Origin of the sequence: Streptomyces sp. NPDC086787 (genome assembly GCF_044745865.1) — a bacterium.
In the GTDB taxonomy this organism is placed as follows: domain Bacteria; phylum Actinomycetota; class Actinomycetes; order Streptomycetales; family Streptomycetaceae; genus Streptomyces.
In genome coordinates this window covers 404,998-418,007 of the sequence record NZ_JBIVBC010000002.1, presented here as the reverse complement: position 1 = coordinate 418,007, position 13,010 = coordinate 404,998, and the positions used below count along the sequence as shown (strand labels likewise).

Here is a 13,010-nt window from a genome sequence, read left to right as displayed (position 1 = left end):
TCACGCTGGGACGGTCACCCCGCGACGAAGGACGCGACGAAGGAGAAGCGGATGGCGATCGACACGGTTGAGCGGTTCCTGGCCGCGCTGAGCCCGCATCACCGGGAGGAGGTACAGCGGCGCCCACGTGAGGAGCAGGAACGGCTGGCCGGCGCCTGGGAGGCGGAGCTGCTGAAGGACACGGACCTCGACACGCTGGACGAACTCTCCCCTCCGGTCGCCGAGAGCGAGGCGGCGGCACGGGTCGTCAAGGGGCTGTTCGACTAGGGCGTGTCGCTTGGATCGCGCCGCGGACGCGGGGCCCGGCGGGTGCGCCGGGCAGTCATGCGGCGAGCTGCTCGTACATCGTCGCCGGATCGCCCGACAGCGCGCCCTTGACCCAGCGGGTGAGGTCGTCGGCGAGCACCTCGTACGCGTCGGACTCGATGCCGTCCAGCGCGGCCACGGCGATGTCGCGTGGGCTGGACTTCGCGGCGTCGACGCCGGCCGTCATGTCGGTCTCCACGTAGCCCATGTGCAGCCCGGTGACGGCGATGCCGCGCGGCTGGAGTTCCAGGCGCATGCTGTTGGTCTGGGACCACAGCGCGGCCTTGGTGGCGCTGTAGGAGCTGCCGTTGGCGATCCAGGACAGCACGGAGTGCGCGTTGAGGAGATGACCGCCGCCGTTGCCCTCGATGACCGGCACGAAGGCGCGGGTCAGCAGCAGGGGGCCGTAGAAGTTGGCCTCGAACTCGCGGCGGATGTCGTCGACCGGCGAGCTCAGCACGTTCGCGCCGGTGGCGATGCCCGCGTTGTTGATCAGGATCGTGACGTCCGCGGCCTGCCCCACGACGGCGGCCACCGAGGCGGGGTCGGTGACCTCCAGTGCCAGCGGTACGGCGTCCGGGTGGGTCACGGTGCGCGGGTCCCGGGCGGTGGCGTACACCTTGCCGGCCCCTCGCGCGTACAGCTCTTCCACCAGGGCCTTTCCGATACCACGGCTGCCGCCGGTGACGAGGACGACGGATTCCTTGATCGCAGTCATGAGCATCTCCAAAATTGGGAAACCGATCGGTTTCCACGCCGTTTCCAGCAGAGTAAACCGATCGGTTTCCGATTTCAACGCCGCACGGACGGGACGCTAGGAAGGCGTGAGGGGCAGGTCGTCCGTGAAGGCGTTGACCGGCTGGGAGATGGGCTCCAGGCGGTGTGTGTCGAGGGCCGCCTCGGCGGAGCGGGTACCGAGGGCGCCGCGGGGGTGCCAGGTTCCGGTCACCGCCAGCCAGGTGTTGGCGGGCGGGGCCGGTGAGCCGTAGACGCGGACCTTGACGGTCTGGGAGTCGGCGGCGCAGCAGGTGAAGATGATCCGGGTCAGGTACCAGCCGCCGCCCCGCCCGGCCGGGGAGGCGAAACCGGTCAGGCGGACCCCGCGTCCCTTGATGGCGCGCGTGCGGTCCTGCTGGACGCGGGTGGTGAAGTCCGTGAGGGTCATGGGCAGCGGGGAGGCCGCCGGCAGTGGGTCGAACCGCTTGCGCTGCTCGACCGCCTTGTTGTTCGAGTGCGCCGCGGTGTAGGCGCCCAGGGCGGGTGGGGCGTGGAAGAGCAGACTGAGGGCCGGCAGGAAGAGCAGCCAGGCGACGCGGGGCGCGGTGGAGTGGTCGTGGCCGTGCGCGTGACCGGGGTGCTCGTCGCGCCCCCGGTCGAGGGCGGCGGCCGCGAGGCCGAGCATGGTGAGCAGCACGCCGGAGGCGATCAGCGCGGGGCGCAGCCCCTCCTTGACGTAGCGCAGGTAGAGGTCGGTGAACAGGGCGGCGTGCAGCAGGCCGATGCCGGAGAGCACCAGCAGCAGAGCCTGGGCGTGGCGCTTCACAGCAGGGCTCCTCCGATCAGCACTCCGGCGGCGACCGCCGTCACGATGGTCGCGGCCGAGAAGCGCCAGGCGAAGGAGCGGCCGAAGGTGCCCGCCTGAAGGGCGATGAGCTTGAGGTCGACCATCGGGCCGACCACCAGGAACACCAGCCGTGCGGTCGGCGAGAAGCCGGTGAGTGACGCCGCCACGAAGGCGTCGGCCTCGGAGCAGACCGCCAGCAGCACGGCGAGGGCCGCGAGGAAGAGCACCGAGAGCCAGGCCGAACCGGAGAAGGCGTCGAGGACCGAGCGCGGCACGAGGACGTTGAAGGTGGCCGCGGCCATGGCGCCGAGCACGAGGAAGCCGCCCGCGTGCAGGAAGTCGTGCTGGAAGCCGAGCCGGAACTCGCTCCAGCGGCCACGCCCGTGCTGGTGTCCGGTGTGCCGGCCGGCGGGCCGCAGCCACTCCTGCCTGCCGAGCCCGAGCCACAGCCAGCCCATCACCGCGGCGGTGACGAGCGAGGCGAGCAGCCGTGCCACGACCATGGCGGGGCTGCCGGGGAACGCCACGGCGGTGGCGGTCAGCACGACCGGGTTGATCGCGGGCGCCGACAGCAGGAAGGTGAAGGCCGCGGCCGGTGTGACACCCCGGCGGATCAGACTGTTCGCGACCGGCACGGAGGCGCACTCGCAGCCCGGCAGCACCGCTCCGGCCAGGCCGGCCACCGGCACCGCGAGGGCCGGATTGCGGGGCAGCACCCTGGTGAACAGGTCGGCCGGGACGAAGGCGTTGATCGCGCCGGACAGTACCGTCCCCAGCAGCAGGAACGGCAGGGCCTGCACGGTGATGGCCAGGCAGACGGTGCGCCAGGCCTCGACGGCTGGGTGGTGAGTCCACTGGGTCCCGGCGAGCGCGAGGACCGTGGCCAGCGCCGCGGCACTCGCGACCGCCGCGGCTCCCAGGACGAGAGGCCGGGCGAGCGGCCGGCGCCCGGGCCGACCGACAGGTACGACGGCCACCGATCGAGTTACATCAACCAGTTCATCCGCTTTTGGCATTTATGCTCCAAATATCGGATCCCTGGCCGAAGATATGCGAAGCGGGCGGCCGCCGCGGGGCTCACACGCCGGGCGCGGGGCAGGACCTGCCCGACCCTTGACGCCGGGTCAGCCCTTGGCCAGCTTGCGCAGCCGGTCGGAGGCTCCGTTGAACTTGTCGTGGTCCCCCACCGTCGGTCCGGTCGAGGTGTACTGCCACATCGTGTACGTGGACCAGCCGGCCGGCAGCGTGCCGGGGCTGGACGCGTAGCGGGCGATCCACAGCGGATTGCTCCCGCCGAAGCCGGAGTAGTTGTCCGTGCAGGTCTTCCACCAGCTCGTGGCGGTGTAGATCACGGCGTTGCGGCCGGTACGGGACTTGTACCGGTTCAGGAAGTTCCGGATCCAGGTGACCATCTCGCTCGGCGACTTGTCGTAGCAGTCGTCGCCGTACGGATTCCACTCGATGTCGAGCACACCGGGCAGCGTGACACCGTCGCCGGACCATCCGCCGCCATGGTTCACGAAGTAGTCGGCCTGGGTGGCTCCGCCCGTGCTGTCGGGTGTCGCGAAGTGGTAGGCGCCGCGGATCATGCCGACCCCACGGGAGCCCGTGTACTGCGACGCGAAGTAGGGGTTGGTGTAGTAGGTGCCCTCGGTCGCCTTGGTGTAGGCCCATCTGACCCCGCCGCCCCAGAGCTTCGACCAGTCGACATTGCCCTGGTGGCTCGCGACGTCGACACCTTCGGTCTGGCTGGCGCGCTGCATGCTCGGAGCGCTGCTCCGGCCGTCGTGGGCGAGGACGCCCACGCCCATGTAGGCGGAGCCACGGGCGGAGCCACGGACGGGCGGCCCTGGAATGGCCGCGGATACGAGCAGGGTCAGGGCGGCGGTGGTGACACCGACCGCGAGGCGACGGGCACGGCGGGCCCGGGGAACGGTGACTGAGTGTATGGGTTCTCGCACGCATACCATCCGACCCGCACTCGCAAGGAGCCGCACGCCAAGGGCCGCCCAAAGAAGGCAAGTCGGCCGCATATGACTCCGTTCGGGTGAGGGGTGCGGCCCGGCGGACGGGCACGGGGAAAGCCCCTGACGCCGTGCACCCGATGCCCAAACCGGCCTCACCACCGGGCGTCTGACCCGGCGTCCCCTCCACCATTCGGGTGACGATCCGCCAGGCGGAGTCCTCGGCCGATGTCCTGGCAGCCCTCTCCCCGACCGGCTCCCGGACGCAGCGGACACACACGCCGACCATGCCGAGCAGCTCACCGACGGTCGCTCGACAGGCGACATGCGGCAGGCGGCACCTGCCGGGCCGCAGGCGGCAGGCAGCGGCTCATCGGGTTCGCCGGAGGGCGGCAGGTGGCAGGTGGCAGGCGGCAGGCGGCAGGTGGCACCAGCCTGGCAGCCGACGGCAGGCGGCGGGCAGCGGACAGCGACTCATCAGGTTCGCGGGAGGGCGGCAGGCGGCAGGTGGCACCGGCCGGGCAGCCGACGGCAGGCAGCGGGCGGCTGGTGGCACGCGGCCGGGCAGCCGACGGCAAGCGGCGGACAGCGGGCAGCAGGCAATGGCCCATCGGGTTCGCGGGAGGGTCGCGGGCAGCAGTTGGCATCGGCCCGGCAGCCGACGGCAGGCCGCAGGCCGCGGCTCTCGGGTCCGCAGGGAGGCCCGGCCCGAGCGCCCGCAACCCTCCCGCGGACCCGATGGCCCGCCGACCGCCCGCGGCCCTCCCGGCGGCATTCGACCGAGCCACCGCATGACGCCCGCGAAGAGCCCGGATCCGGACGTGGGAGACGGGACCAGTCCGGCGGCCTCGCTCCTTGGCGCACCGCCGCGGCGCGTGCTCCACGCGATCCGGGGCGGGCCCGCCAGTGGATCACGTGCGGGGCAGGCGGGCGACATGCGCTGCTCCGTGCGAGTGGTGCATCCGGCAGGACGGTCGTAGCGTCGATACATAAGCGATCACGCACGATCGGGAGCAACGATGGCGAGACCAGCGGTGTACACGGCGATCACGCTCGGGGCGGGCACCTTGCTGACGGCGGCCATGACGACGGTCTCCGCCACTCCGGCGCTGTCGGCGCAGGCTCCACCGACGGTGACGGCCAAGGGCGATCCGGTCCTCGTGACCTGCGCCTTCAAGCCCACCGCACACCCCAAGGACTTCATCGTGGCCTGCGGCGACGGCAACAGTCGCCTGGTGGAGATGCGCTGGTCGACGTGGGGTCCGAAGTCGGCGACGGCCATCGGGGTGAACGTGGTCAACGACTGCAAGCCGTACTGCGCGGCGGGCACGTTCCGCGGGTACCCGGTCGTCGTGCGGGTGGACCGCCCGGAGACCTGGAAGAAGGACCCGAAGCTCCAGCAGTTCACCCGGATGACCATGACGTACACGGACGGACGGCCCAGCGGCTACAACCGGGTCATGACGATCCCGCTGTGGGAGTGACACACACGACGCGAACGCGGGTATCACCCCCGGTTCACGGACATATCAGTACAAAACGTGTGTTATTCAGTCATGCACACACCTTCGCGCCGTACCTTGCTCCGTGCCCCCATCGCGGCCGTCGGCATGGGAATTGTCGCCGGCTGCTCCGAATCCGAGCCGGAGACGACGAAGACCAGACCCTACTTCGGGTCCGGGAACCACACGGACACCACCGGATTCGTCCCCGAGGGGCCCAAGGGGTACGTCAACCCTTCGGGCCCCGAGGTCCGTGCCACCGAGCGGAAACGCGGGTCCGGCCCGGTGCGCAAGCACAAGTTCACCGCCTCCCCGGTCACCGTCGACCTGGGCGGCCGGAGGGTGCACACCTGGGGCTACGGCGACACGCTGCCGGGCCCCACGGTGCGCGTCACCGCCGGAGACATCCTCAGCCTGACGCTGAACAACCGGCTGCCGGCCACCACCACCCTCCACTCCCACGGCGTCCGACTGCGCTGCGACATGGACGGCGTACCCGACCTGACCCAGCCGCCCATCCAGCCCGGAACGGACTTCACCTACCGGTTCGCCGTCAGCCACCCCGGGACGTATCTGCTGCACTCGCACGTCGGACTCCAGCCGGACCGCGGACTGTACGCGCCCCTCATCGTCGACGACCCCAGGGAACCCCTCCACTACGACAAGGAGTGGGTGATCGTCCTGGACGACTGGCTCGACGGGGTGAACGGCTCCGACCCCGACGACGTCCTCTCCCAGCTCCTGCCGCCCGGCAAGCACGTGACGATGGAGGGCATGGGCATGGCCATGGGCGGCGGCCACGCCGGCCCGAACGGCTCCTCCGGGCACAGCGGCCCCAACCGTGTCCTGCACAACTCCTACAGCCGCATGCTGAAGAGCGAGGGCGGCAGTGTCGCCTACCCCTATTACCTCATCAACGGGCGCGCGAACATGGCCCCCACGGTGTTCCAGGCCAAGCCCGGTGACCGCATCCGGCTGCGGATCATCAACGCGGGCTCCGAGACCGCGTTCCGTGTCGCGCTCGGCGGCCACGACATGATCGTCACCCACACCGACGGCTACCCCATCGTGCACAAGCGCACCGACGCGCTCATCGTCGGCATGGCCGAGCGGTACGACGTCATCGTCACCGCCAAGGACGGCGTCTTCCCCTTCGTCGCCCTCGCCGAGGGCAAGAGCGGCCAGGGAGTCGCGCTGCTGCGCACCGGGAAGGGAAGAACCGTTCCATCAGCGAACGTCCGTCCGAAGGAGCTGGACGGGGAGCTGGTTCCCGGCTGGCGGATGCGGCCGGCCGAGTCCGTGGACCTCGGACACGGCAAGCCCGACCGTGAGCTGCGCCTCCGACTGACCGGCACCATGCAGAAGTGGGACTGGGGCTTCGACCACGAGCCCTATGCCGTGACCCAGCGGCATCCCATCCGGCAGGGTGAACGCGTCCGGCTCACCCTCTCCAACGCCACGGACATGTGGCACCCGCTGCATCTGCACGGGCACACCTTCGCGCTCTCCGGCATCTGGGACGCCGGAGCCCGCAAGGACACCTCCATCGTCCAGCCGCACCGCAAGCTCGTCGTCGACTTCATCGCCGACAACCCCGGTCTGTGGATGGTGCACTGCCACAACCAGTACCACTCGGAGAGCGGCATGATGACGGTCCTCGGCTACCAGGACTGACCCAGGGCCCGCCGTTCGGATCACGCCGCACACGAACCGCTGCTCCCGGCCAGGGAGCAGCCGTTCCATCCCGGTGACAACTTACGGACTCCGCCGACTCACTTGACTCCCCGCGCTCCCACGCGGTTGGCTCCGGCCATGACCCGCCCCACCCCAGCCACACACGCCCGGATCGATCAGCTGCTCACCGGCCTGGTGGACCAGGTCGCCGAGGTGAACCACGCCGTCGTCCTGTCCGAGGACGGTCTTCTGGTCGGCAAGTCCACCGGACTCCCGCGCGACGACGCCGAGCGCCTCGCGGCGACCGCGTCCGGCCTGGTGAGTCTCGGCAAGGGCGTCAGCATGGACTTTCGCGGTGGCCCGGTGCGGCGGACCGTCGTCGAGATGGCGGGCGGCCACCTGATCCTGGCCTCGGCCGGGCCCGGCGCCCATCTGGCGGTGCTCACCGGTCAGGGGGCCGAAGTGACCGCGGTGGCGCACCGGATGGAGATACTGGCGGCGAGGGTGGGCGAGCACCTGGGCTGAGCGATGCGCTTCCCACCTCTTACGGAGTGGTGACGTACCGGGCGCGGACGTGCCCCGCGGCCTCGGCGCGGATCTAGCGTGTGAGGCATGCGTGTACTGGTCACCGGCGGTGCCGGGTTCATCGGGTCCCATGTCGTCGAGGCGCTCGCCGCTCGCGGGCACGAGCCCGTGGTGTTCGACGTACGGGCCCGGCCCGGCGGCGACGTGCGCGACGCGGCGGGCGTCGCCCGCGCCCTGTCCGGCGTCGACGCCGTCTGCCATCAGGCCGCCATGGTCGGTCTGGGCAAGGGGTTCTCGGACGCGGCCGAGTATGTCTCCCGCAACGACCTGGGCACCGCGGTGCTCCTCACCGCGATGGCCCAGGCGGGGGTACGGCGCCTGGTGCTGGCCGGGTCGATGGTCGTCTACGGCGAGGGCCGGTACGAGTGTGCCTCGCACGGGACCGTACGGCCGGGCCCGAGGAAGGCCGCCGATCTCGACGCGGGGCGCTTCGAACCCGTCTGCCCCCGGTGCGGACGGGAGTTGACCCCCGGGCTGGTCGGCGAGGACTCCCCGGTGGACCCGCGCAACGTGTACGCCACGACGAAGCTGGCCCAGGAGCACCTGGCTGCCGCCTGGGCACGGTCGACCGACTCGACCGCCGTCTCGCTCCGCTACCACAACGTGTACGGCCCCGGGATGCCCCGGGACACCCCCTACGCGGGCGTCGCGTCCTTCTTCCGGTCCGCGCTGGCCCGTGGTGAGGCGCCCCGCGTCTTCGAGGACGGCCGCCAGCGGCGGGACTTCGTGCATGTCCGGGACGTGGCGGCCGCCAACGCCCTCGCGCTGGAGGCGGATCCGGCGTCCGGGGCGCTCACCGCGTACAACACGGGCAGCGGAGAACCGCGCACCGTCGGCGAGATGGCACACGCCCTGGCCGCCGCGTACAGCGGCCCGGCCCCCGTGGTCACCGGCGAGTACCGTCTCGGCGACGTACGGCACGTCACCGCGGACTCGTCCCGGCTGCGGGCGGACCTGGGCTGGAAGCCCGAGGTGGGATTCGAGGCCGGGATCCGGGAGTTCGCGCGAGCCGGGCTGCGCGGCGAGTAGCCGTGCACGAGCCGGCCGACGCGCCCGCCGTCACCTCCCGGCCGCGGGCAGTGTCACCTCGAACCGGCAGCCGCCCGGGATGTTGTGCACGGCCGCGCTTCCCTGATGGGCCTCGACGATGCCGCGGACGATGGCGAGGCCGAGGCCGGCGCCGGCCGGAGGGGTTCGGGCGTGGGTGCCGCGCCAGCCGGTCTCGAAGACCCGGGGCAGGTCGTCCTCGGGAATGCCGCCGCAGGCGTCGGAGACGGACACCACGACGCCCTCGGGGCGGCGTTCCGCGGTCACCGCCACCGTTCCGTCGGCCGGTGTCCGGCGGATCGCGTTGACCAGCAGGTTGCCGAGCACACGGCTCATCTCCTTGCCGTCCACCTCGACCGGGACGGGCTCCACCCGGTCGCCGACGAGCCGCACACCGAGTTCGCGGGCGAGCGGGTCGGCCCCCGCGAGGGCGTCGCCCACGAGGTCGTACAGGGAGATCCGGGACGGGGACAGGGCCAGGGAACCCGCGTGGATGCGGGAGAGCTCGAACAGGTCGCCGACCATGCCGTTGAGGCGCTCCACCTCGGTGCGGATCTGCCTCAGGTAGCGGTCCGGTTCCGCGGCGACACCGTCCTCCAGGGCCTCCGCCATGGCACGCAGCCCGGCCAGCGGAGTGCGCAGGTCGTGCGAGATCCAGGCGACCAGGTCCCGGCGGGACGACTCCAGGGCACGTTCGCGCTCGCGGGACTCGGCGAGTCTGGCGCTGGTGGCCGCCAACTCCCGGCTCAGCGCGGCGAGTTCGGCGGTGGCGGGCACATCGGGGACCGCGAAGTCGCCGTCGTCACCGAAGGAGCGTGCGGCGAGCTGGAGTTCACGGCTGCGCGCGACGACCCAGCGGCCGAGCAGCAGCGCGGTGGCGAGCGAGACGACGGCCGCCATCACGACGATCGTCGTCACCACCCGCAGGTCGTGCGGCGACAGGAACATCGCCTGCGCCACCGCCAGGGTGCCGGAGAGCATGGCGAACACGGCGACGGCCGCCACCACGGCGAGCGAGGCGGTGACCGACCGCTTGCGGATCAGCCGCAGCACGAACGCTCCGACCAGCCCCGTCGCGGTGGCACCGAGGAACGCGTACAGCACGATGAGAAGGCTGTCCCGCACGGTCAGCTCCCTTCGCGGTCGCCGGAGACCGCCGTCTCGAAGCGGTAGCCGACGCCCCACACCGTCTGGATGAGGAGGGGCCGGCCCGGGTCGTCCTCGACCTTGCCACGCAGCCTGCGGACATGGACGGTGACCGTGGACAGGTCACCGAAGTCCCAGCCCCAGACCTCTCGCATCAGGTCCTCGCGGCTGAAGGCCCGGCCCGGATGCCGCAGGAAGAACGTCAGCAGGTCGAACTCGCGCAGGGTGAGGGCGAGTTCCTCGCCGTTCTTGGTGGCGCGGCGGGAGCCGGGGTCGACCTGCAGCCCGGCCGCGGCCAGCGGGACGAGACCCGCGCCGGGCCGGGTGCGGCGCAGCACCGACTCGACGCGCAGGACGAGTTCACGCGGGCTGAACGGCTTGGTGACGTAGTCGTCCGCGCCGACCTCCAGGCCCATGATGCGGTCGTCCTCGTCGCCGCGTGCGGTGAGCATGATCACCGGCACGGGGCCGCGCCCGCGCATCCGGCGGCACACCTCCAGGCCGTCCATCCCGGGCAGCATGAGGTCCAGGACCACCAGATCGGGCCAGTGCGCGGCGGCCCGGCTCAGCGCGGTCGGCCCGTCGGGGGCACGGTCCACGACATAGCCCGCGCGGTCCAGGTAGCCGGAGACGATCTCGGCGACCGTCGGATCGTCGTCCACCACCAGGACGCGGGCGCCCCCGCCGGCCCGGCCGCCGGGCGACGGCTCCTCGAATTCGTACGACTGCTGCATGCGTCCAGCCTCCCACCCCGCCCGCCACGTGCGACGGCGCGGGTCCCGCCGTGCCCTCGACGTCCGCGTTTCGTAAGGAGCGGAAGCCCGTTTTGTCCGGTTCACGTTCGTAGGGTGAAAGCCGTGACGACCTCTCCCCACTTTCCGGCCTCTCCGGCCTCTCCGGAAGCGTCCCCGGCCGTCGACGTGGTCCTGCCGTGTCTGGACGAGGCCGGGGCGCTGCCCTGGGTGCTCGCCCGGATCCCGCGCGGCTGGCGGGCCCTCGTGGTGGACAACGGATCCACCGACGGCTCGGCGGACGTCGCCCGTGCGATGGGCGCCACCGTGGTGTGCGAACCGCGCCGCGGGTTCGGCGCCGCCTGCCACGCGGGCCTGACCGCCGCCACCGCGGACATCGTCTGTTTCTGCGACTGTGACGCCTCACTGGACCCCGGCTTGCTCGTCCCGTTCGTCGACGAGGTGCGCGACGGCACGGCCGACCTGGTGCTCGGCAGACGCCGACCGCTGGGCCGGGGCGCCTGGCCGGCGCACGCGCGGGTCGGCAACCTGGCACTCTCCCGGATGCTGCGCCGCCGTACCGGTCTCGGGCTGCGCGACCTCGGCCCGCTGCGGGCCGCCCGCCGCGAAGCCCTGCTCGCCCTGGACCTGACCGACCGGCGCAGCGGCTATCCGCTCCAGATGGTGGTGCGCGCCGCCGACGCGGGCTGGCGTGTCACCGAGCACGACGTGCCGTATCTGCCGCGGACCGGCGCCTCGAAGGTGACCGGCACCTGGCGCGGCACCTGGCAGGCGGTGCGCGACATGCGCCGCGTCCTCGCCGAACCACCCGTCCGAGAAGGGTTGCCCCGGTGAACACACTGCTCGTCATCGCGAAGGAACCGCGCCCGGGCCGGGTGAAGACCCGGCTCACGCCCCCGTTCACTCCCGCTCAGGCGGCGACGCTGGCCCAGGCGGCCCTCCAGGACACGCTGGAGGCCGTGGCGGCAACACCCGCCGCCCGGCGGGTCCTTGTCCTCGACGGCACGCCGGGCCCCTGGCTGCCGCCCGGGTTCGAGGTCGTACCGCAGTGCGCGGGCGGCCTCGACGAGCGGCTGGCCGACGCGTTCGCCCGGTGCGCGGGCCCGGCCCTGCTCATCGGCATGGACACCCCGCAGGTGACGCCCGCTCTGCTCACGGTGGACTTCGCGGGCTGCGACGCCTGGTTCGGGGCCGCCGAGGACGGCGGGTTCTGGGCACTCGGCCTGGCCGAGCCCGACCCGGGACTGCTGCGGGGCGTGCCGATGTCGACGCCGGTGACCGGTGCGGTCCAGCGGGAGCGGCTCGTCGCCGCGGGACTGCGGGTGCGTGAACTGCCCCGGCTGCGTGACGTGGACACCGCCGCGGACGCGCAGTCGGTCGCCGCCGCGGTGCCGGGCGGCCGGTTCGCGGCCACGCTCGCCGGGCTGACGGCGGTCACCGGCCGATGAGCACCGCGCACGAGATCGTGCCGACCGTCACCGCACGCCCCTGGGCGGACGCGTATGCCGAGGCCGTGCGGGCGGGGCGTGGTCCGCTGTTCCTGCGCCGGGCCGACGGCTGGCTCCTTCCGCTGGAGGTGGAGCGCTGGTGCGCCGACGCCGACCGGACCGACCTGGCGGTGCTGGCCCGTTGCGAGGGCGCGGTCCTCGACGTCGGGTGCGGTCCGGGACGGCTGGTGGCCGCCCTCGCGTCGCGCGGACGGCGGGTCCTCGGCATCGACGTCAGCGAGGCCGCGGTCGCCCACACCGTGCGGCTCGGCGGCTCGGCACTGTGCCGTTCGGTCTTCGAGCCGCTGCCCGCCGAGGGCCGCTGGGGAACGGCTCTGCTCATGGACGGCAACGTCGGTATCGGCGGCGACCCCGGTGCGCTGCTTCTCCGGCTGCGTGAACTCCTCGCGCCGGGTGGCCTGCTGATCGCCGAGACGGTGCCCGCCGACATCGACGAGCGGGCCAGTGTGCAGATCGTCCGGCTGAGCGGCAGGCACCCGGCCGGGACCCCGTTCCCGTGGGCGCGGCTCGGCACGCCGGCCCTGCTCCGCCATGCGGAGGCCGGGGGCTGGCGTGCCGTCGCTCAGTGGACCTCGGGCGACCGTTCCTTCGTCGCCCTGCGCAGCCGCCGTACCAGCAGCAGGGCGGAGCCGCCGAAGAGTACGGCGGTGATCAGCAGCCAGCGGGTCAGGAAGCCGTCCGTCGACAGGTCGGCCGCCCGCCTGTAGCGTTCCTCCGTCCGGCCGCTGATCAGCGGGAACCACACCAGGAGCAGCAGCGCGGACAGCGCCGCCGGCACCCGGACGTACATCGCCCAGGTGCGGCGGCCGGCCGCGCCCAGTCCCCGGGTGAGGACGCGGTCCGCCGTGGCGTACAGCGGAAGCAGCACCAGGTCGTGCAGTACGGCCACGCCCACGAACCACAGCACCACACCGAACCAGTCGCCCGCGAGCAGCCGCACTCCGGCGTATCCGGCGAGCGCG

General features: G+C 72.3%; 14 protein-coding genes. 8 read left to right on the top strand and 6 right to left on the bottom strand.

Features of this window, described 5'->3' with window-relative positions; translation table 11 throughout:
* Positions 1–51: 51 nt before the first annotated feature.
* Positions 52–267, top strand: a complete 216-nt coding sequence (locus tag ACIPK3_RS08130) for a hypothetical protein (RefSeq protein ID WP_402567309.1) — start codon at positions 52–54, stop codon at positions 265–267.
* A 55-nt stretch (positions 268–322) separates the two neighbouring features.
* Here the strand turns inward: ACIPK3_RS08130 and ACIPK3_RS08125 are convergent, their stop codons facing one another.
* The 4 genes from ACIPK3_RS08125 to ACIPK3_RS08110 form a co-directional block, all read right to left on the bottom strand.
* On the bottom strand, positions 323–1,024 hold the full coding sequence (locus tag ACIPK3_RS08125; protein ID WP_402567307.1) for an SDR family oxidoreductase: 702 nt from the start codon (positions 1,022–1,024) through the stop codon (positions 323–325).
* A 96-nt stretch (positions 1,025–1,120) separates the two neighbouring features.
* Positions 1,121–1,849, bottom strand: coding sequence for a TIGR03943 family putative permease subunit (locus ACIPK3_RS08120; RefSeq protein ID WP_402567305.1), 729 nt, complete (start codon positions 1,847–1,849; stop codon positions 1,121–1,123).
* Entirely contained in the window at positions 1,846–2,886 is a 1,041-nt protein-coding gene (locus ACIPK3_RS08115; RefSeq protein ID WP_402567304.1) for a permease, read from the bottom strand. The genes ACIPK3_RS08120 and ACIPK3_RS08115 overlap by 4 nt, the downstream gene beginning before the upstream one ends.
* A gap of 108 nt (positions 2,887–2,994) precedes the next feature.
* Positions 2,995–3,819: a lysozyme gene (locus ACIPK3_RS08110; protein ID WP_402567854.1), complete on the bottom strand. Its 825-nt coding sequence runs from the start codon at positions 3,817–3,819 to the stop codon at positions 2,995–2,997.
* Between the two features lie 1,034 nt (positions 3,820–4,853).
* On the opposite strand from ACIPK3_RS08110, the gene ACIPK3_RS08105 reads away from it, so the two are divergent.
* From ACIPK3_RS08105 to ACIPK3_RS08090, 4 genes are all read left to right on the top strand, one after another.
* Positions 4,854–5,318: a hypothetical protein gene (locus tag ACIPK3_RS08105; protein ID WP_402567302.1), complete on the top strand. Its 465-nt coding sequence runs from the start codon at positions 4,854–4,856 to the stop codon at positions 5,316–5,318.
* 72 nt (positions 5,319–5,390) lie between these two features.
* The gene (locus tag ACIPK3_RS08100) at positions 5,391–7,010 is read left to right on the top strand and encodes a multicopper oxidase family protein (protein WP_402567300.1); all 1,620 of its coding nucleotides are present in this window, start codon (positions 5,391–5,393) and stop codon (positions 7,008–7,010) included.
* A gap of 138 nt (positions 7,011–7,148) precedes the next feature.
* Positions 7,149–7,535 (top strand): roadblock/LC7 domain-containing protein, encoded by a 387-nt coding sequence (locus tag ACIPK3_RS08095; protein WP_402567299.1) that lies wholly within the window; start codon positions 7,149–7,151, stop codon positions 7,533–7,535.
* Between the two features lie 87 nt (positions 7,536–7,622).
* On the top strand, positions 7,623–8,624 hold the full coding sequence (locus tag ACIPK3_RS08090) for an NAD-dependent epimerase/dehydratase family protein (protein ID WP_402567298.1): 1,002 nt from the start codon (positions 7,623–7,625) through the stop codon (positions 8,622–8,624).
* A 30-nt stretch (positions 8,625–8,654) separates the two neighbouring features.
* On the opposite strand, the gene ACIPK3_RS08085 is transcribed toward ACIPK3_RS08090, so the two are convergent.
* Complete coding sequence (locus ACIPK3_RS08085) at positions 8,655–9,767, bottom strand: sensor histidine kinase (protein WP_402567296.1); 1,113 nt, start codon at positions 9,765–9,767, stop codon at positions 8,655–8,657.
* Between the two features lie 2 nt (positions 9,768–9,769).
* Complete coding sequence (locus ACIPK3_RS08080) at positions 9,770–10,522, bottom strand: response regulator transcription factor (protein ID WP_402567295.1); 753 nt, start codon at positions 10,520–10,522, stop codon at positions 9,770–9,772.
* A 114-nt stretch (positions 10,523–10,636) separates the two neighbouring features.
* Between ACIPK3_RS08080 and ACIPK3_RS08075 the strand changes: the two genes are divergently transcribed.
* From ACIPK3_RS08075 to ACIPK3_RS08065, 3 genes are read left to right on the top strand one after another with little or no spacing between them, the layout of a single operon-like run.
* Positions 10,637–11,374, top strand: coding sequence for a glycosyltransferase family 2 protein (locus ACIPK3_RS08075; RefSeq protein ID WP_402567294.1), 738 nt, complete (start codon positions 10,637–10,639; stop codon positions 11,372–11,374).
* Complete coding sequence (locus ACIPK3_RS08070; RefSeq protein ID WP_402567293.1) at positions 11,371–11,988, top strand: DUF2064 domain-containing protein; 618 nt, start codon at positions 11,371–11,373, stop codon at positions 11,986–11,988. The genes ACIPK3_RS08075 and ACIPK3_RS08070 overlap by 4 nt, the downstream gene beginning before the upstream one ends.
* Positions 11,985–12,755: a class I SAM-dependent methyltransferase gene (locus tag ACIPK3_RS08065; protein WP_402567292.1), complete on the top strand. Its 771-nt coding sequence runs from the start codon at positions 11,985–11,987 to the stop codon at positions 12,753–12,755. The genes ACIPK3_RS08070 and ACIPK3_RS08065 overlap by 4 nt, the downstream gene beginning before the upstream one ends.
* Positions 12,756–13,010: the final 255 nt, after the last annotated feature.

Bases quoted from the DNA above. Each gene is read 5' to 3' on its own strand.
- ACIPK3_RS08080 (WP_402567295.1), bottom strand. From the start codon at position 10,522: ATGCAGCAGTCGTACGAATTCGAGGAGCCGTCGCCCGGCGGCCGGGCC.
- ACIPK3_RS08095 (WP_402567299.1), top strand. From the start codon at position 7,149: ATGACCCGCCCCACCCCAGCCACACACGCCCGGATCGATCAGCTGCTC.
- ACIPK3_RS08090 (WP_402567298.1), top strand. From the start codon at position 7,623: ATGCGTGTACTGGTCACCGGCGGTGCCGGGTTCATCGGGTCCCATGTC.
- ACIPK3_RS08105 (WP_402567302.1), top strand. From the start codon at position 4,854: ATGGCGAGACCAGCGGTGTACACGGCGATCACGCTCGGGGCGGGCACC.
- ACIPK3_RS08065 (WP_402567292.1), top strand. From the start codon at position 11,985: ATGAGCACCGCGCACGAGATCGTGCCGACCGTCACCGCACGCCCCTGG.
- ACIPK3_RS08115 (WP_402567304.1), bottom strand. From the start codon at position 2,886: ATGCCAAAAGCGGATGAACTGGTTGATGTAACTCGATCGGTGGCCGTC.
- ACIPK3_RS08125 (WP_402567307.1), bottom strand. From the start codon at position 1,024: ATGACTGCGATCAAGGAATCCGTCGTCCTCGTCACCGGCGGCAGCCGT.
- ACIPK3_RS08100 (WP_402567300.1), top strand. From the start codon at position 5,391: ATGCACACACCTTCGCGCCGTACCTTGCTCCGTGCCCCCATCGCGGCC.
- ACIPK3_RS08130 (WP_402567309.1), top strand. From the start codon at position 52: ATGGCGATCGACACGGTTGAGCGGTTCCTGGCCGCGCTGAGCCCGCAT.